This window comes from Oceanobacillus sp. FSL H7-0719, from assembly GCF_045040795.1.
GTDB lineage: Bacteria > Bacillota > Bacilli > Bacillales > Amphibacillaceae > Oceanobacillus.
This window is the reverse complement of the sequence record NZ_CP150301.1, coordinates 972,317-991,637: the sequence shown is the minus strand read 5'-3', so window position 1 is coordinate 991,637 and position 19,321 is coordinate 972,317. Positions and strand designations below refer to the sequence as shown.

Here is a 19,321-nt window from a genome sequence, read left to right as displayed (position 1 = left end):
ATAGCAGTAAAAGGGGGAACATAGGTGGCTCAAGAGGAAAAATTTCTCGATCTTACACTTGAAGAAGTAATTGGTGATCGATTTGGAAGATACAGTAAATACATTATCCAGGACCGCGCGCTGCCAGATGCACGTGATGGCTTAAAGCCGGTTCAAAGAAGAATTCTTTATGCAATGCATATGGAAAAGAATACATTCGACAAAGGCTTCCGTAAATCAGCTAAGACAGTCGGAACAGTAATTGGTAATTATCATCCACACGGTGACACATCTGTTTATGATGCTATGGTCCGTTTAAGTCAGGATTGGAAATTACAAAAAGAATTAGTTGAGATGCATGGAAACAACGGAAGTATTGATGGTGATCCTCCAGCAGCAATGCGTTATACGGAAGCAAGATTGTCTGCAATTTCTGCAGAACTGCTCCGTGATATTGATAAAGAGACTGTCGATTTCATCTATAATTTTGATGAGACCACGACTGAGCCTGTTGTTCTTCCAGCTAAGTTTCCGAATTTGCTTGTAAATGGGTCAACCGGAATTTCTGCGGGCTATGCAACAGATATTCCGCCACATAATTTGGAAGAAGTTATTGATGCTGTAATTATGAAAATCGATAAGCCTCAGGTAACCGTTGATCAGCTGATGACGGTAATAAAAGGACCAGATTTTCCTACCGGAGGAATTATTCAAGGTATAGATGGGATTAAAAAGGCATATGAAACAGGAAAAGGGCGGATTATCGTTCGAAGCAAGGCCCAAATAGAAGAGATTCGAGGCAATCGCCAACAAATTGTGATTGATGAAATTCCTTACGAAGTAAATAAAGCAAATATGGTTAAGAAAATAGATGAATTGCGTATTGACCGAAAAGTAGAGGGTATTGCGGAGGTACGTGATGAATCGGACAGAACAGGCTTGCGCGTAGTTATTGAACTAAAGAAAGATGCAGATGCAGAAGGTATTTTAAACTATCTCTATAAAAATACCGATTTGCAGGTTTCTTATCATTTCAATATGGTTGCTATTCAAGATAAAACGCCAAAATTAATGTCTCTGCAGCAAATTCTTGATGCTTTTATCAATCATCAAAAAGAGGTAGTGACCAGGCAAGTTACATTTGATCTAAACAAGGCAAAAAGCCGTGAGCATATTATTGAAGGCTTAATTAAAGCAATCTCTATATTAGACGAAGTGATCGCAACAATTCGAGCTTCAAAGGACAAAGCTGATGCAAAGAAACAGCTGATTCTAGCTTATGATTTCACTGAAGCGCAAGCAGAAGCTGTCGTAAATCTGCAGTTATATCGCTTAACGAATACAGATATTACACAGCTTGAAAAAGAAGCGGCTGAACTGGAGAAGAATATTAAAGAATATGAAGCAATTCTTGGCAGTGAAGCAATTCTTATGAAAACCATTAAAAAGGATTTGCGAGAAATTAAAAAGAACTTTAAATCACCTCGCTTAACTCGAATTGAGAATAAAATAGAAGAATTAAAAATTAATATTGAAGTGCTTGTTGCGAGTGAAGATGTTGTTGTTTCAGTTACCAAAGATGGTTACCTGAAACGGACTAGTCTAAGATCTTACAGTGCTTCAAATACAGAAGATTTGATGATGAAGGATCTCGACTACTTAATCGGACTATTTGAAGTAAATACAACAGATAATTTGCTTTTATTCACAAATAAAGGCAGGTTTATTTTATTCCCTGTTCATGAACTTCCGGATATACGCTGGAAAGATCTTGGCGCTCATATCTCACATTTTGCCAGTTTAGAAAATGAAGAGAAAATTATTAATGTAATACCTGTAAGGGAATTTGAAGAAAATAAATATTTAACCTTCTTTACAAAAAATGGCATGGTGAAGCGGACAGAGCTTGATAAATATCAGACACAGAGACAAGTGAAAGCAATGATTGCGATTAATTTGAAAGCAGATGACGAATTAATCGGTGTTTACCAGACAAACGGTTATTCGGATATATTTATTGCAGTTGATACTGGTTATGGCCTGTGGTATCACGAATCAGAGATAAATACTACTGGACAGCGCACAGCAGGTGTTAAAGCAATTCAGCTTAAGAAGGATGAGTATGTAATAAACGGTCAAGTCTTTGACGAATTGGCAGACCCATCTCTTGTACTTGTTACGCAAAGAGGTGCTGTCAAGCGAATGAATTTAAACGGGCTGGAAAAATCAACAAGAGCAAAACGCGGACAACTAATGTTAAGGACATTAAAGAAAAAGCCGCATATTCTCAAAGGATTTTATGCAGTGGATGATCAAGACAGCATCGCTTTCCAAACAACAAAAGAAGAAATACATCATATTTTCCCGCTGGAACTTTCGGCAAGTGAACGAACAAGCAATGGTTCTTTCGTTATTGATACAGATCACGATGGGGAAATAACAAATGTTTGGAAAGAAGCAGCATACCGGAGTCCATTTGCAACAAAAAACGAAGAATAAATCAAAGCCTGGAGGTAAACTCCAGGCTTTTGCATTATCTTAAAGAAAAATGCTATAAACTCTAAGATTCCAATTGTGAATACCTATTGTCCAAATTTAGTCAAGCATGCCTTATCAAGAAAAGCGATAAATGGAAACGAAAATTAGATTATACTTTATCTCTTGAAAATATTATGTTAAAGTAAAAATAAATGGAATATTTAAAAGGAGGTATTCAAACGGATCTGCGACAAAGTATAATTGAAACATCACTTTTATTATTCGAAAAGCATGGGTTTCATGGTGTATCGGTAAAACAAATTGTTGAAGCGGCAGGGATATCAAAGGGTGGATTTTATCATCATTTTTCCTCCAAAGATGAGCTCTTGTTTATAATTCATGATATTTTCATTAGTTATGTTTTAGAAAAGGCCATGATTGCAAGTAAGCAGCATCAGTCACCGACTAAAAGACTGCGTAGAATTATTAAAGATTTTGTAAGCGTTTTCGATATTTACAAAGCCCATCTCACCGTTTTTTATCAGGAAAGCATCTATTTGCAGCCAGCGCATGAAATTATTGTTAAAAAGAAACGCACAAACTTTAAAGAAATTATAAAGCAAACTGTAAAAGATGGTGTTGATTCTGGTGAATTTCGCCAGGAACTTTCTGTAGAAATTACAACGATGGCCATATTGGGAATGGTCAACTGGACATACAAATGGTATCAGCGATCTGGACAGAACAATATTGCAGAAATTGCAGACTACTATATTGATTTGATTATGCATGCAGTTTTAACAAATGATTAAATAAAGGGTAACAATATAGCGAGAGAGTATATACTTCTATTTATTTTAAGAAGTAATTTTTTAAACTCAAACCGACCAAACAGTCGGTCAACATTTAAAAAGATGGGGGAAGTGTGATACGTTGAATTTTGAATTAACAAAAGAGCAATCGATGATTAAAAAGATGGTCCGTGATTTTGCGGAAAATGTAATCCGTCCAAGGGCTATCGAAATTGATACTAAAGCTGAATTCCCTGAAGATATTTTTAAGCAGATTGGAGAATTAGGATTACTGGGTATTCCATTCCCAGAAGAATATGGAGGTTCTGGTGGTGATACACTTTCTTATGCTTTAGCAGTTGAAGAAATTGCACGTGTATGTGGCAGTACTGGTTTAAGCTATGCAGCTGCAGTTTCTTTAGGAGCGAGTCCATTTTACTATTTCGGTACAGAGGAACAGAAGGAAAAATACTTAAAACCACTTGCTGAAGGAAAAGTGCTTGGCTCTTTTGGTTTGACTGAACCGAATGCCGGGTCAGATGCGGGAGGTACAAGAACTACTGCCATCGTTGATGGGGATCACTACATTATTAATGGAGAAAAATGCTTCATCACGAATGCAAGCTTTGCGAAGGTGCTGATTGTAACTGCAGTAACCGCTAAAGGTGAAAATGGAAAGAAATTGATTTCTTCTATTATTGTGCCAACTGACACGGAAGGTGTAACAATCACGAGCAATTACGATAAAATGGGTGTCCGCGGATCTGATACAGCAGAAATTGTATTAGAAAATGTACGTGTTCCTCGCTCAAATGTGCTTGGTGAAGAACATAAAGGCTTTAATCAATTCTTATCTACACTTGATGGCGGGAGAATTTCAATTGCTGCTTTAGGAGTGGGAATTGCCCAAGGTGCACTTGAAAAAGCTTTAGCTTATGCAAAGGAAAGGCAGCAATTCGGTCAGCCGATTTCTAAATTCCAAGCTATACAATTTAAGTTGGCTGATATGGCAATGGAAGTTGAATTAGCAAGAAATATGGTACATAAGGCAGCTTGGTTAAAGGACCAGGGAAAACCATTTGGAAAAGAAGCTGCTTTTGCCAAACTCTATGCTTCTGAAACAGCAGTACGTACTGCTAATCAGGCAATTCAGATTCATGGCGGCTATGGCTATATGCGTGAATATGAAGTAGAAAGATATTTACGTGATGCAAAATTACTGGAAATTGGAGAGGGCACTTCTGAAGTGCAACGTGTCGTTATTGCAAGATATTTAGGATGTTAATCACGGCTTGGGATTAAATGATTAGGGGGCAGCTTATGATAAAGAAGGTATTAATTGCAAATAGAGGGGAAATCGCTGCGCGTGTCATTCGTACATGCGAAAAGATGGGAATTACATCTGTTGCTGTCTACTCAGAAGCAGATGAACATGCTCCATTTGTTTCGCTCGCAGATGAAAGCTATTTATTAGGTCCAGCTCATGTAAATGAAAGTTACATGAATACAGATAAAATCTTTGAAATTGCGAAATTGGCAAACGTTGATGCGATTCACCCGGGCTATGGATTCTTAAGTGAAAATGCCCGCTTTGCAGATAGATGTAAGCAAGAAGGATTTCTATTTATTGGCCCGGAGGCTGAAGTCATTAAACAAATGGGGGATAAAATCGCTGCAAGGAAAGCGATGCAAAGAGCTGGTGTTCCGGTAGTGCCAGGAAATGACCAGGCAATAGAAGATGTTGACGAAGCAGTTAAACTCGCGAAATCCATTGGATATCCTGTTATGCTTAAGGCTTCTGCCGGGGGTGGTGGGATCGGCATGCAGGTTGTTCATAATGAGGAAGAGCTGCGCAAGTCGTTTGCAAATAATTCGGAACGAGCCCTGAATTTTTTTGGCAACGGTTCCATGTTTCTTGAGAAGAAGATAGACCACGCACATCATATTGAAATTCAGATTCTTGCTGATGAATTGGGTAATATCGTTCATTTATTTGATCGAGAATGTTCCATTCAAAGAAGGAATCAAAAAGTCATTGAAGAGGCACCATCTCCATTTATATCAGAGAATACTAGGATAAAAATGGGTGAAGCCGCAATACTTGCAGCTAAATCAATCGATTATAGTAATGCTGGGACAATTGAATTTTTAGTAGATAGCGAGGAAAACTATTATTTTCTGGAAATGAATACGAGAATACAAGTAGAACATCCAGTAACAGAAGAAATTACGGGCATTGATATCGTTGAAATGCAGTTTTTAATCGCAGATAATAAACCTTTGCCTTTTAAACAGGAAGAGGTAAGAAGAACAGGGCATGCAATTGAGGCAAGAATCTATGCGGAAGATCCTATACGGTTTTTCCCTTCCCCAGGAACAATTACATCTATCACTCTTCCAAAAGGAGAAAATATTCGGAATGACATTACCTTTACTGAAAATTATAAGGTAACACCGTTTTATGATCCGATGATTGGAAAGTTAATTGTAAGAGGAAAAACCAGGGACGAAGCAGTGCAGAATCTGCAAACTGCATTAAATGATTATAGGATTGAAGGTATAAAAACCAATATACCGATGCTGCAAAAAACGGCAGAAATTGAAGCTTTTAAACAAGGCATAACAACTACAGCTTTTGTAGAAGAATATTATTTACCACTGATACAGATAAACGAAGGAGGAAATTGAAATGGAAAAAATTGTGGCAAGTATGGCGGGAAATGTATGGAAGGTTGTTAAAAATACAGGGGATACAGTAACAGCTGGTGAAGATGTTGTTATTTTAGAATCAATGAAAATGGAAATCCCAATCGCTGCAGAGAAAGATGGTACTGTAAAAGAATTAAAAGTGGCTGAAGGAGACTTTGTCAACGAAGGCGATGAAATTGCAATTATTGAGTAAAAACAAGTCTATCTCTTTATAACCTGATTACTTTTAAATAAAGTGAGGGATTTAACAAACTATGATAGATATTAAAATTAAAAATAACATAGCAATTGTAACATTGAACCGTCCAGACGCAGCCAATGCATTATCTATAGAAATGCTTAACGAGTTTAATAAAGCGCTTCAGATAATCGATAATGATTTAAATGTATACTGTACGATTATTACTGGTGCGGGTGATAAGGCATTTTGTGCAGGGGCAGATCTTAAAGAAAGAAAAAATATGTCAGAGGGTGAAGTTATTCAAACCGTGCGTTATATCGGAGAGACGATGAATAACATAGAAAGACTGCGCATGCCTGTAATTGCCGCTATAAATGGAGCGGCATTCGGCGGCGGATTAGAGCTTGCCCTTGCCTGTGACATTCGAATAGCTGCTGATGAAATAAAGCTCGGTCTAACCGAAACATCTTTAGCAATTATACCAGGTGCTGGGGGGACGCAACGCTTGCCGAGATTAATTGGTTTAGGCCAGGCAAAGCGGTTAATTTATACTGCAAAACCGGTTCGTGCAGAAGAAGCACTTAAACTTGGAATTGTTGAAGAAGTAACGGAAAAGGGTCAGTTAATCGTTACAGCTATGAAGCTTGCAGAAGCAATTGCTAGTAATGGACCAATCGCTTTGGAACAGGCAAAAACTGCAATTAATCGAGGGATGCAGACAGATATCAGTACTGGTCTTGAAATCGAGCATTTAAGCTATAAACAAACAATCCCAACGAAAGACAGGCAAGAGGGGCTGCTCGCATTTAAAGAAAAACGAAAACCCAGATATAAAGGTGAATAGATTGGGAGGATGAATATGTCTTTTGTAAATGAATTAGAGGAAAAAATAGATAAGATTAAACAAGGTGGAAAAGAAAAGTATCATGAAGCAAATGCCGCTAAAGGTAAATTATTCGTTCGAAAGCGTCTCGAATTATTATTTGATGAAGACTTAAATATTGAAGATGCTTTTTTCGCAAACTGTATCGATGATTCGCTGCCATCAGATGGCGTCGTAACCGGGATTGGCAAAATCAATGGCCAAAATGTTTGTGTAATGGCGAATGATTCTACTGTAAAAGCTGGTTCATGGGGAAAAAGAACGGTTGAGAAGATTATTCGCATACAAGAAACAGCATTAAAGCTGGAAATTCCTATTTTATATCTTGTCGACTCTGCCGGTGCGCGTATTACGGATCAAATAGAAATGTTCCCTGGCAGACGTGGAGCAGGCCGTATTTTCCATAATCAAATTAAGTTATCGGGCAGAGTACCGCAGGTTTGTTTATTATTTGGTCCTTCTGCAGCAGGCGGAGCATATATCCCAGCATTTTGTGATGTTGTTGTGATGGTAAATGGCAATGCTTCCATGTATTTAGGTTCACCTAGAATGGCGGAGAAGGTTATTGGAGAGAAGGTTACACTCGAAGAAATGGGCGGGGCTAATATGCATTGTACAGTTTCGGGTGTTGGTGATGTGCTTGTTGAGTCAGAAGAAGAAGCGATTTCTTATGCAATCAAATACTTAAGCTACTTCCCGAAAAATTTCAGAAGCAATCCTCCCGTACTCAATACGAAAGGAATAAAACAATCAGATAAGACAATCACTGATATTGTGCCTGAAAATCAAAATGCCGCTTTTAATATGTTTGATCTCATTGATCAAATTATTGATGAAGATAGCTTCTGTGAAATTAAAAAGAAATTTGCACCAGAATTAATTACGGGACTTGCTCGCTTGAATGGAAATTCAATAGGAATCATTGCAAATCAGCCCCGTGTTAAGGGTGGCGTACTGTTCACAGATTCAGCAGATAAGGCAGCAAAGTTTATTCAGTTATGTGATGCTTTCAATATACCGTTGCTGTTCTTAACTGATGTTCCAGGATTTATGATTGGAACAAAGGTAGAACGTGAAGGAATTATCCGTCATGGAGCGAAAATGCTTTCTTCCATGAGTGAGGCTACTGTTCCGAAGATTTCTGTAATTGTAAGAAAAGCCTATGGTGCTGGACTATATGCCATGGCAGGACCAGCTTTCGATCCAGACTGTGTCATTGCTTTTCCAAATGCCCAAATTGCTGTAATGGGTCCAGAGGCAGCAGTTAATGCTGTGAACGCAAATAAGATTGCAGAACTTCCCGAAGAAGAAAGAGCAGCATTTATTAAAGAGAAGCAGGATGAATATAAAGAAGAAATTGATGTTTATCGTTTAGCCTCAGAGCTTGTCGTTGACGATATTATTAATCCAGATCAGCTTCGTAAAGAATTACTTGAGCGCTATGCCATTTATGCCGACAAAAATATTATTTTCACAGAAAGAAAGCATGGTGTATACCCAGTTTAAAAGTTCCGCCTCGGCAAGGTAGTTGCCGAGGTTTTTTTGTGGTATTACATAACTTTATTATGTAAACAATATATTTTTTGCTAAGGATTGACCGTAATTATGAATTGTAAGCACCATAGGTAGAATTTCGAGGTGTGATTTCGTATAATAGAATAAAAGGGTTCTACCAAAGGGGCAGGAAAAGTTTCATGATTAAAGAAAAGGTAAATATAAAAACAAATAAGGGTCAACTGGCAGCGCTGCATCAGAAAATGCTTGCAAATAATGACCAAGAGAATGCTGAAAAAATTCTCGACCTATACGATAAATTCGAAAAGGAAGAATTAATCATCAGTTTTTCAGGCCATTTTTCTGCTGGAAAATCCTCGATTATTAATGCGTTGCTTGGACAGGATATATTACCAAAAAGTCCAATACCTACGAGTGCAAATATCGTTAAAATGACGTCAGGAAAAGGCTGGGCAAGAGTCTTTTTTAATGACTCAGAAACAATAGAATATCGGGAGCCATATGACCTTGATATGATAAAAGAATATTCTATGGATAAAGACACAATCAGAAAAATTGAAATTAGTACAGCAAAACCAATTATTCCGAACGGCTCAGCAATTATTGATACGCCCGGGATTGATGCGGCAGATGATGCAGACCGATTAATGACGGAGGGGGCTCTGCACTTGGTTGATGTTCTTTTCTACGTAATGGACTATAATCATGTGCAATCTGAAGTTAATCTTTACTTTCTGCAATCTTTGCAGGAGAATAACATACCATTTTATTTAATAATCAATCAAATAGATAAGCATAATGAAAGAGAGTTATCATTTACACGTTTCGCGGACAGTATTGAACAAACTTTTTCACAATGGAACATCAGACCAAAGGATATTTTCTTTACCTCATTATTTGATTTTTCACTTGAAATGAATCAATTTTCAAAAGTAAAGAAAACTCTATTTTCGATGATGCAAGATAAAAGCGATCAATATTTTAATATGGATGCTTCTGTCAAGCAGGTTATAAATAAACATAAAAAATTTCTTCAAGATCAATACGAAGAGTTGCTCCATGATATAGCAGATGATGAAGCACTTGAATCACAGCTATCTGAAATAAAAGTGCTTGAAGAAAAGATTAATCAGCTGAAGGATGAGCCAGAACAGCTTGAAAAAGAGTTTAACCAAGAACTGACAAATACGCTCCATAATGCATATTTAATGCCAAAAGAATTACGCGATAAGGCAGAAAGATATCTCGAATCAGAACAAACCGGTTTTAAAGTGGGTCTTTTCAGTTCAAAGAAAAAAACAGAAGAAGAGAGAATCGAGCGGTTAACAGATTTTATGGAAAGCTTGCAAGGAATAATAGAATCTGCGGTCCAGTGGAAATTACGAGATAAATTTTTAACTATCAACCGAAATTATTCAATAACAGATGTTGTCCTTCAAGATGCTGTCAATAAATTCACGATTACTTATGATACGATGGATTTAAAGAAACTGATAAAGCCTGGTGCTCAGGTAAATGGTGATTATGTATTAAATTATACGAATGATGTTGCGGATGATATTAAGCGGAAATTTAAACGTAATGCATTAGATCTGCTTGGTAAGATAAAGAAAGCATTAAAAGATAAAAATGCTCAATCGTTAGCAGAACAACAAGATAAATTTCAAAATTTAAGTGAAGCACAAGCTTTAAAAGAAAGATACGATAAAATTCAAAATGAATTGGAGATGAAGCTAGAAAGCATTGATGCACAATTTGTCTCTCCAAGTTATAATGAAGCGAGCTTTGAAGTAGCTTACCAGGATTATGGCAAGAAAAACAACCAATTCATCGTTCAAGAAAGTCCAGTTGAAATTAAAAAGGAAAGTAAACAAAAAATAAACAGAATAACAGAAGATAGAAAAGAAAAAGAAGATAAGTTATATTCTGTTGATAATATCATTAAACGAATAAATCAAGCACTTGAGGCAGTTCAAGCCTTGCCTGGTTTTAATGATCTAATGGATGATTTACGTGTAAAAAAGCAACGTTTAGCGAATCGTACCCACACAATTGCATTATTTGGTGCATTTAGCGCAGGGAAGTCTTCTTTTTCCAATGCATTGATTGGTGAGCGTGTACTTCCAGTATCACCAAATCCGACTACAGCCACAGTCAATCGCATTCATCCTGTTTCCAAAGAGAAACCACATGGAACAGTAATTGTTACAATGAAGAATGAAAAGAGTTTATTTAAAGAGCTGCTGGCAATGACAGATAAGCTTTCACCAGATGGAAAAGATTTTACTCAGTTAATCCACTGGATTCAAAAGAAAAAAATCTATCAGCATAAAAATTTAAACAAGACGTATCAAGCTTATATTCAAGCTTTAATAACAGGATATGAAACAATTAATCCAGTTATTGGTCAACAGGTTGCCATTTCGCTTGATGATTTTGCGACTTATGTAACAGATGAAACGATTGCCTGCTATATAGAAACAATTGATTTATACTACAATTCACCAATTACAAATCAAGGGATTACCTTGGTTGACACGCCGGGCGCAGATTCAGTGAATGCAAGGCATACAAATGTTGCCTTTGATTATATTAAACATGCAGATGCCATTCTTTATGTAACATATTATAACCATGCATTATCTCGGGCTGATCGGGACTTTTTGATGCAGCTTGGCAGAGTGAAGGAAGTATTTCAGCTTGATAAAATGTTCTTTATTGTCAATGCTGCTGACCTTGCAGAAAATGAAAAAGAATTAAATCTTGTATTATCCTATGTACAAGATGAGTTAGTTAAGCTGGGAATTCGAAATGCTAAGCTTTTCCCGGTTTCCAGTAAGCAATCGTTAGAAGAAAAGCTTGATGGTGTTACTCTAAATGAACAAATGAAAACTTTTGAAAGTAATTTTTCGTCCTTTATTCATCATGATTTGGCTGCACTAATAGTTGAAAGTGCCCTATGGGATATCAGGCGGGTACATGATACACTAGATCATTATATTGCTTCTGTTACATTGGATGCTGGTGAAAAGGAGAAGCAGAAGCAGCAAATAAAATTAGATGAAGCAGCAATGGGTCAATTTGTTGCAGATTATGAAACAGCTGTATACGAACAACAGATTAAGCAGCGGATTGAAAAACAGCTTTTCTATGTTATTGAGCGCCTGGGCATTCGCTTTCACGATATGTTTAAGGAAATGTTTAATCCGACAACAATTACTGAAAATGGTCGAAGAGCAAATGAACAATTAACAGGTGCATTAGAAAATTTACTTGAGTATGTCCGTTTTGAACTTAATCAGGAATTACAGGCAGTTTCTTTACGTGTAGAAGGCATGGCTAAGGAATTGGCCAGTGAAGTATATCGTGTGTTTATAACAGAAAACAAAGCGAAAAATGCATTGTTTGATCTGCCGAATGAGTATACAATAGAGATCCAGACGCCGACATATAAAGAAAAGATTGAAGAAATATCTTTAAAAGAATTTCAGCATATACTTGGAAAATACAGAGGAACAAAGGCTTTCTTTGTACAAAATGAAAAAGAAACGATGAAAGAGCAATTATATGCAGCCTTACTTCCTTTTGCAGATGGATTTATCAAGGATAATGAAGAAATTATGATTGCGAGCTACAGCAAACAATGGGAAGTATCGATAAAACAGATGAAAGAATCGACAAATCAAAAGCTGCACCAGCATGTGATAAACTATTTTGCTATGCTGGATGCGCCAATAGACTTTGAATTATTAGAGAGAAATCTGACATTGCTTAAACAGCTTGTTCAGGAAGAAGAGGCAGGAGAAGTGTAACAAATGGAAAAAAATCGCGTTTTATTAGTTGACGGTATGGCTTTATTATTTAGGGGTTTCTTTGCGACTGCTTTTCGCGGAAACTTTATGAAAACCAGCACGGGTATACCAACAAATGGAATTTATCAATTTCTGCGTTATTTCCTTGATGCAGAAAAAACATATGAACCAACACATGTCATTTGCTGCTGGGATATGGGAAGCAAGACTTTCCGCAATGAAATTTACCCAGAATACAAAGCAAATCGGGAAGCACCTCCAGAAGAGCTTATTCCACAGTTTGATTTAATAAAAGAGGTTGTTGAAGCATTCAATATACCAAATATTGGACTCGAAAATTTTGAAGCAGATGATTGTATTGGAACATTGGCCAAGCTCTACAGTAAGACAGAAGAAGTTATCATTCTGACAGGCGACCAGGATATGCTACAGCTTGTTGATCATAATATTCATGTATCTATTATGAAAAAGGGACTAGGGAATTATGAGCTTTATACCATCGATAATTTCTATGATAAAAAAGGAATTCACCCACATCAAGTGATTGATGTCAAAGGCTTAATGGGGGATACTGCAGATAATTATCCTGGTGTAAAAGGGATAGGTGAAAAAACTGCCTTAAAACTCATGAAGGAATATGGAAGTATTGAGGGTTTATTAGAGAATGTAGAGAATCTAACGAATGGTGTGCGTACGAAATTAAGCGAACATCTTGATATGCTTCACTTATCAAGACAGCTTGCAGTAATAAAATGCGATGTGCCAATCCAATGTGAACTGGAAACAGCACTGCGCAGGTTTGAAATGGAAAAAATTGAAGCAAAATTAACAGAACTGGAATTTAAAAATCTTAATCGTATATTATTGTAGTTCTAATCAAAACGTTAACAAACGGGAGGAATAACATGTATTTTCCATCGATAAGAGATAAGTGGATTACGATAATTACGTGGGCAATCAGCCTTGCAGGAATTATTCTGCCTTTAGTAAATGGACAACCTTTTGCTGCAGGCATTATGATTTTGCTCGCTGGTTTTCTTTTGTGGTTCTGGCTTCGGACGGGGTATAAGATTGAAGGGGAGAAGCTAAAGATTTATTATGGCCCTATTCGTCAGACTATCCATATTCCAGATATAAAGCTTGTACTATTATCAAAAATGCCACTAATCGCACCAGCTCTGTCATTTAAAAGAATACAGATTTCCTGTGGAAAATATGATGTTGTTTCCATTTCACCAAAAAATCGGGACAAGTTTATTTCTATGCTTTTAGACATTAATCCAGATATTCCGATGGACGAACGTATTTATCCTAAAGAAGAAGATTTTCAAAGATAACAAAACGAACCTCCAACTATAGGAGGTTCGTTTTGTATTGCTGGATATCTCTTATTCCTCAATATACGCTTGCTTGATTTGATAGGTGCCTTGCGCGTCAATGCTGAAATCTTTTACATTATCATTCACACCTAGAAGATATTCCTGGTGGTTGAGATAAAGCATTGGTGCCAGCTTTACAAGCATTTCTTGTGCTTCACTAAATAGTGCTTGTCTTGTTTCAGGGTCTGTTTCAACACGCTGTTCATTATATTTTGTTCAGATTGTTGTTTCAAATCATACTCATAACCAGTCTCAGCCAGCAGTTCTTTGGCGGCCTCAATATCATATGAAATTCCGCTTACAGATTCGTCATATCCAAAGACTGAAGGCTCGAATGGCTCGACAGCAGGGATACCAATTCCGTTATAGATACCTTCGAAACTTTCCGCACACAGCAGCCGAAATTGCGTAATCTTGACCATATGCAAGAAGATCACCGGGCAGCATGCCACCATATGGAAAAAAATACTTCCGGTGGAATGGCATTGCAGTCTTAATGATCAATCGTTTATACTTCTATATAGAATAAGTGTAAAAATCAGGTATTCAATGCTGGATACCTGATTTTTCTGATTGAGAGGGACCACTGATGAGCTACATAGAAAAGATGCAAGCTATATTAACGGCGCATGCAAATGATGAGAATGCATTTCATATGGAGAAGTATATGCGTAATCAATTTATGTTTTTAGGGATAAAAACACCTTTAAGAAAAAATCTGACACAGCAATTCTTTAAGGAAACGAAGATAAAAGAAGAAGATTTCCAACCCGAGTTTGTCCGTTCCTTGTGGCAATCCATTGAAAGGGAATATCAATATGTAGCAATGGATCATATTGGATTATCTTTAAAAAAGCTTCGTAAAGAAGATTTATTTCTGCTGGAGGAGTTGATTACTACAAAGTCCTGGTGGGATACGGCAGATATGCTTGCTCAAAAGGCCGTAGGGAAGATTGCCAGTGATCATCCAGAAGTCATTTCTGAAATAATCGAAGAATGGAATAAAAGTGAGAATATGTGGTTGCAGCGAAGTGCACTGCTTTTCCAATTAAAGTATAAAGAACATACAGATGAAAAATTGCTTTATCGCTTTATTAATGACCATGCTTCAAGTAAGGAATTTTTTATCCAAAAGGCAATTGGCTGGGTGCTTCGCGAATACTCTAAGACAAATCCAGATTCTGTAAAACAGTTTATTTCTCGAAATCAACTTGCAAAGTTGAGTGTAAGGGAAGGGAGCAAGTATTTAACTAAATAAAACGTAGACAAAATCTCCTTTTAAGAAGAAAAGGAGATTTTGTCAATACTTATAATTGCTTAACACTTTCTTCAATATTTTTTGCTTGAGTAATTGCTGATATGAAAGAAACTCCATCAGCCCCAGCTTTGAGGACTGACTCTGCATTTTCTGTATTAATTCCACCTATCCCAACAATGGGAAGGCTTGGAAATTGAGCACGTAAGGATCGTATCCAATCTAAGCCAACCACGGATTTTGCATCTGTTTTCGTCACTGTTTGAAAGATTGGTCCTGCACCAATGTAATCTACAAGTTCCAGCGGACTGTTTGCTAATTCTTCTGGAGTTGAGACAGATAGACCAATGATTTTATCTGGAAAGTATTTACGCAGTTCTTTTACTGACTGATCATCTTGTCCAACATGAATACCGTCCGCATCAAGCAAATCAACAAGTTCAACATCATCATTTACAATAAAAGGTATTGCGTGCTCTCTGCAAATTTCTCTTAACTGCTTTCCGAGTTTAATCTTGGCATCTGCCTTAAGAGAACTTGTGCCTTTTTCCCGAAATTGAAAAATAGTTATTCCAGCTTTAATAGCAGTTTCCAAGATTAGACTTGGATTACTTTCACAATTTTGACTCCCCATAATGAAATACTTTCTAAGAGCTGGCTTAATCTGTATTGACATCTATTCCCCCTCCAATTGTTTTGCCGGTAAAGATAATGCGTCCAGGAAATGCGGTAGAAATGTTCCTGTCCCATTCACTGCTGAAAGGCCTGCTGCGTGTTCAGCTGCCAATCCATAAAATTGAACTCCAGTTAAAAGCTGTTCTTCGATGGAATGATTCGTTGTTAAACAGGCTGTTAAAACGGAGCCTAAGAGGCAGCCTGCACCAGTAATTTTTGTTAAATAGCTGTGACCGGTATTGTTCTCAACTAGACTATTCTCCGTACAGATGACATCTGTTTTTCCCGTGATTACTGCTGCAGTGTGATAGGTTTTGGTTACTTTAGAAGCAATCTCTGCTATATTTCCTTCACCAATTGATTCCACACCTTTTGTATTCCAAGGGATATTTACAAGGTAGGCCAATTCTCCGGCATTTCCTTTAATTACAGAAGGCTTTACTTCTTTTAATATTTGTTTTACAGCTTTTTCACGAAACTTAGTCGCTGCAACACCTACAGGATCTAGTACTACCGGAATCCCACGGTCATTCGCTGTTTTCCCAGCTAGAATCATAGCTTGCAGATCTGCTTGTGATAATGTTCCAATGTTGATTAATATGCCATCCGCAATCGTGGCCATATCAACGGCTTCTTCTACTGCTTTAGCCATTACAGGGACACCGCCAAAAGCTAAAAGGCCATTCGCCGTAAAATTCATAACAACTTGATTTGTTAAATGGTGGATTAGTGGCGCCTTCTCTCTTATATTATTAATGATCATTTTATTCAAGATGAACACCTTCTAAGCGAATTGCCCAATGGTTTGTTGGACCACTGCCTGATCCAAGGTCAAAGGAATGTTGAATCGCTGCTGTAACAAAATCCTTTGCATAGTTAACCGCATCATATAAAGGTAAACCCTTACTTAAATAAGCTGTAATTGCCGCTGCATATGTGCAGCCAGTACCGTGAGTGTTTTTCGTGTCAATGCGAGGCGAAGAAAAGTGTTGCATGTTTATCCCATCATAAAGAAAATCGATTGCTTCGCCATCAAGATGCCCGCCTTTTATAAGAGCCGCTCCTGCGCCAAATTCATGTACAATGTATTTCGCTGCATACTGCATATCTTCTGTTGTTTCTATTTTTTCACCAGTTAGAAACTCTGCTTCAGGGATATTTGGTGTTACAACGCTCGTCAATGGCAAAAGTTTTGTACGGAGATAATTTCGTGCTTCTTCTTCAATGAGCGTATCTCCACTTGTTGCAACCATGACAGGGTCCATGACGTAAGGGATATTTAGATTAATAATTTTTTTGTAAATGACTTCCATCATTTCTTGATTAGCAATCATTCCTGTCTTAAAGGCATGGATTGGCATGTCAGAAATAATTGATTCTAATTGTTGTTCAATCATCTCAAGTGAAACGTGAGAAATTGCCTGAACGCCTGTAGTATTTTGAGAAACAATAGAGGTTATCACTGACATACCATAGCTTTGCAGTTCCTGAAAGGTTTTCAAATCAGCATGTATTCCTGCTCCGCCACTTGGATCTGTTCCAGCAATGGTAAGCGCACAAGGTACTTTATTCATCTCTTATTCACCAGCCTATTTATATGATTTACTTTATTGAAGTTCATTTCCAAGCATTGTTCTTTCATTAATATCCTAACTCTCCTTTAATTTTGAAGTAAGTGTTTACTAGGAACCTTTGAAACAACGATCAAACCAATAATCGAACCAGATATACTGCTGACGAGGAAAGGGGGAACAAAAGCAAATGCTCCAGCCGAAGTACCCATAAAGATGTATGCAAAAGGCACTGCAGCAAGTGCACCAATTACTCCGCTTCCAAGACCTTCACCAAAGGCAGCAAGTGACATCATTCCGGACTTTTTATATAGCAGTCCAGCCAAGAATGCGCCAACCATTGCACCAGGAAAAGCGAGTAAAGTTCCTAAACCCAGCATATTACGCAGCAGGCTAATCATAAAGGCGATAATGACTGCCGGACCAGGTCCAAGCGTGATAGCTGACATCACATTGATTGCATGTTGGACTGGATAAGCTCTGGCAATACCGGCAGGAAACCATACAATTTGTGCACTAATTGTTCCGATTGCAATAAATACAGCCATTATTGTGATCAAACGTGTTCGATTCATACGTGACCTCCATTTCTTTAGGGGACAAAATTAGGCATTAAAAAAACCAGATTATTATTAATCTGGTTTGGGCGTGAAAAATAGTTATGACGAATTCGTCTGACTACTTCCCTCCGCTGGCATTAACCAGATCAGGTTCATAAGAGTCGGAAAGAATGCAACACTTTCCTCTCAGCCCATTTTTGGGCACCCCTAGTAGTTTTGAAAAATATTATGAATAGATTTGAATTTAGTGTATCAAAGTATTAAGAAATTGTCACTTAAATTTGTATTATATTTTAACTGCTTAGAAAATTCCAGAGTAATAGATTAATACAAATCATTGTTGTGATTTTATCTGAAAACACTTATAATTCAAATGAAAGCACTTTTATAAGACGTTATGGATATAAAATAAAGGAGCAGATCAAATGAGCGAAGTACAATTAACCTTAGATGAAACAATGCAAAAAATAGAAGAACGAATGAATGAAAATCCAGCACCAATCGAGGGGCTGCAATTAATTTATCAATTCGAGATAACAGGAAAGGAGGAAGGGACTTACCAGCTATGTTTGCAGGATGGAAGGGCAAACATCGTACAAGGAAATCCCCGCCACTCAGATTGTACAATGAAAATGTCTTTTAAAAACTTTTATAAGTTTTTACTAGGCAGCATAGGCGGTACAGCAGCTTTTATGACAGGGAAATTAAAGATAGAGGGAGATATTACGAAAGCTCTAAAACTGGAAAGCCTATTAAAACACTATGACTTTAAGTGAGAGGAGGCAGACAGAAGGATGCCAAGAGAAATGGATGAGATTCTCACTAAATGCAGTAGTGTAACCATTGGTGGTAATACCAAACAGGAGCTTTATCAAGTGTTTCAAAAACAGTCTATTATGATGAATGATTATGCAAAAACATTGTTTGATAGTGAGCATTTAGTTATATCAAGTGAAAAATACACATTGGATATCGTTATGTTAACCGTAGAGGCACTGGGCTTCCCGCATGGAGCAAAAATGAAAACAATTATAAATAAAGCGAAATCTGTTGGACTGCACGTATGTCCACTTGAGTTAGGTCCCTATATGAGATTGACTTGGCTTGAACAACCAGCAGTTAATAGCCATAGCCACTCTAAATCCAAGAAAGCGCCATACGGATCCGTTACAATTATCTCTGACCCCGTATGTGAGCATGATAATTTTCCCAAAGGATTTTATTTGAGAAACATAGATGGTGTTCTCTGGCTGCGTGGATATCTTGCGGATGACGAGCATATTTGGAATCCGGATGATTACTTACTTTTTACAGGTCATTAAAGAAACTATTTGTAGAGAAATTACAGTAGGAGAGAATATATGCAAAAGTGGAAAGTACTAGATAGGATACAGTTGAAATGGTTGAAAGTTTTGGAATAGGAAGGTGATCGTTTAGGATTGCCTTTTTTATGTGGGATAGAAGTTGATTGCATCTTTAATTATATTTATATAGAGAAAAGTAATTATCATATTGTGGAAAAATGAATTACAG

At 37.2% G+C, this 19,321-nt stretch carries 19 protein-coding genes and 1 riboswitch; of the genes, 13 read left to right on the top strand and 6 right to left on the bottom strand.

Annotated features, from left to right (window positions below; translation table 11 throughout):
- Nucleotides 1-24: 24 nt before the first annotated feature.
- The 10 genes from parC to NST93_RS05440 all read left to right on the top strand — a co-directional run bounded on the left by parC (nucleotide 25) and on the right by NST93_RS05440 (nucleotide 13,685).
- Nucleotides 25-2,478 carry a DNA topoisomerase IV subunit A gene (parC, locus tag NST93_RS05485; RefSeq protein ID WP_405101979.1) on the top strand — a complete coding sequence of 818 codons (2,454 nt, stop codon included), beginning with the start codon at nucleotides 25-27 and terminating at the stop codon, nucleotides 2,476-2,478.
- A 191-nt stretch (nucleotides 2,479-2,669) separates the two neighbouring features.
- A complete protein-coding gene (locus NST93_RS05480; protein WP_405101977.1) occupies nucleotides 2,670-3,269 on the top strand; it encodes a TetR/AcrR family transcriptional regulator in 600 nt (199 codons plus the stop codon).
- A 121-nt stretch (nucleotides 3,270-3,390) separates the two neighbouring features.
- Complete coding sequence (locus NST93_RS05475) at nucleotides 3,391-4,533, top strand: acyl-CoA dehydrogenase (RefSeq protein WP_405101975.1); 1,143 nt, start codon at nucleotides 3,391-3,393, stop codon at nucleotides 4,531-4,533.
- Nucleotides 4,534-4,568: 35 nt separating this feature from the next.
- Nucleotides 4,569-5,936, top strand: coding sequence for an acetyl-CoA carboxylase biotin carboxylase subunit (locus NST93_RS05470; RefSeq protein ID WP_405101973.1), 1,368 nt, complete (start codon nucleotides 4,569-4,571; stop codon nucleotides 5,934-5,936).
- 1 nt (nucleotide 5,937) lies between these two features.
- Nucleotides 5,938-6,150: an acetyl-CoA carboxylase biotin carboxyl carrier protein subunit gene (locus NST93_RS05465; RefSeq protein ID WP_405101971.1), complete on the top strand. Its 213-nt coding sequence runs from the start codon at nucleotides 5,938-5,940 to the stop codon at nucleotides 6,148-6,150.
- A gap of 61 nt (nucleotides 6,151-6,211) precedes the next feature.
- The gene (locus tag NST93_RS05460; protein ID WP_405101969.1) at nucleotides 6,212-6,982 is read left to right on the top strand and encodes an enoyl-CoA hydratase; all 771 of its coding nucleotides are present in this window, start codon (nucleotides 6,212-6,214) and stop codon (nucleotides 6,980-6,982) included.
- A 15-nt stretch (nucleotides 6,983-6,997) separates the two neighbouring features.
- Nucleotides 6,998-8,527: an acyl-CoA carboxylase subunit beta gene (locus tag NST93_RS05455; protein ID WP_405101967.1), complete on the top strand. Its 1,530-nt coding sequence runs from the start codon at nucleotides 6,998-7,000 to the stop codon at nucleotides 8,525-8,527.
- Nucleotides 8,528-8,715: 188 nt separating this feature from the next.
- The gene (locus tag NST93_RS05450; protein WP_405101965.1) at nucleotides 8,716-12,348 is read left to right on the top strand and encodes a dynamin family protein; all 3,633 of its coding nucleotides are present in this window, start codon (nucleotides 8,716-8,718) and stop codon (nucleotides 12,346-12,348) included.
- 3 nt (nucleotides 12,349-12,351) lie between these two features.
- Nucleotides 12,352-13,218 (top strand): 5'-3' exonuclease H3TH domain-containing protein, encoded by an 867-nt coding sequence (locus NST93_RS05445; RefSeq protein WP_405101963.1) that lies wholly within the window; start codon nucleotides 12,352-12,354, stop codon nucleotides 13,216-13,218.
- Nucleotides 13,219-13,253: 35 nt separating this feature from the next.
- The gene (locus NST93_RS05440) at nucleotides 13,254-13,685 is read left to right on the top strand and encodes a PH domain-containing protein (protein WP_405101961.1); all 432 of its coding nucleotides are present in this window, start codon (nucleotides 13,254-13,256) and stop codon (nucleotides 13,683-13,685) included.
- 51 nt (nucleotides 13,686-13,736) lie between these two features.
- Here NST93_RS05440 and NST93_RS05435 read toward each other — a convergent pair whose 3' ends face one another.
- A complete protein-coding gene (locus NST93_RS05435; protein WP_405101960.1) occupies nucleotides 13,737-13,871 on the bottom strand; it encodes a hypothetical protein in 135 nt (44 codons plus the stop codon).
- A complete protein-coding gene (locus NST93_RS05430; protein ID WP_405101958.1) occupies nucleotides 13,862-14,149 on the bottom strand; it encodes a hypothetical protein in 288 nt (95 codons plus the stop codon). The genes NST93_RS05435 and NST93_RS05430 overlap by 10 nt, the downstream gene beginning before the upstream one ends.
- Nucleotides 14,150-14,316: 167 nt before the next feature.
- Between NST93_RS05430 and NST93_RS05425 the strand changes: the two genes are divergently transcribed.
- Entirely contained in the window at nucleotides 14,317-14,985 is a 669-nt protein-coding gene (locus tag NST93_RS05425) for a DNA alkylation repair protein (RefSeq protein WP_405101956.1), read from the top strand.
- Nucleotides 14,986-15,034: 49 nt separating this feature from the next.
- On the opposite strand, the gene thiE is transcribed toward NST93_RS05425, so the two are convergent.
- From thiE to thiW, 4 genes are all read right to left on the bottom strand, one after another.
- On the bottom strand, nucleotides 15,035-15,658 hold the full coding sequence (gene thiE, locus NST93_RS05420) for a thiamine phosphate synthase (protein WP_405101954.1): 624 nt from the start codon (nucleotides 15,656-15,658) through the stop codon (nucleotides 15,035-15,037).
- Nucleotides 15,659-16,420 carry a hydroxyethylthiazole kinase gene (gene thiM, locus NST93_RS05415; RefSeq protein ID WP_405103764.1) on the bottom strand — a complete coding sequence of 254 codons (762 nt, stop codon included), beginning with the start codon at nucleotides 16,418-16,420 and terminating at the stop codon, nucleotides 15,659-15,661.
- A gap of 1 nt (nucleotide 16,421) precedes the next feature.
- Nucleotides 16,422-17,231: a bifunctional hydroxymethylpyrimidine kinase/phosphomethylpyrimidine kinase gene (gene thiD, locus NST93_RS05410; protein WP_405101952.1), complete on the bottom strand. Its 810-nt coding sequence runs from the start codon at nucleotides 17,229-17,231 to the stop codon at nucleotides 16,422-16,424.
- A gap of 86 nt (nucleotides 17,232-17,317) precedes the next feature.
- Nucleotides 17,318-17,803: an energy coupling factor transporter S component ThiW gene (gene thiW, locus NST93_RS05405; protein ID WP_405101950.1), complete on the bottom strand. Its 486-nt coding sequence runs from the start codon at nucleotides 17,801-17,803 to the stop codon at nucleotides 17,318-17,320.
- Between the two features lie 91 nt (nucleotides 17,804-17,894).
- A riboswitch (TPP riboswitch) is annotated at nucleotides 17,895-18,007 on the bottom strand.
- Nucleotides 18,008-18,213: 206 nt separating this feature from the next.
- Between thiW and NST93_RS05400 the strand changes: the two genes are divergently transcribed.
- Entirely contained in the window at nucleotides 18,214-18,564 is a 351-nt protein-coding gene (locus tag NST93_RS05400; protein ID WP_405101948.1) for an SCP2 sterol-binding domain-containing protein, read from the top strand.
- A gap of 18 nt (nucleotides 18,565-18,582) precedes the next feature.
- Nucleotides 18,583-19,110: a helicase gene (locus tag NST93_RS05395; RefSeq protein ID WP_405101946.1), complete on the top strand. Its 528-nt coding sequence runs from the start codon at nucleotides 18,583-18,585 to the stop codon at nucleotides 19,108-19,110.
- Nucleotides 19,111-19,321 lie beyond the last annotated feature (211 nt).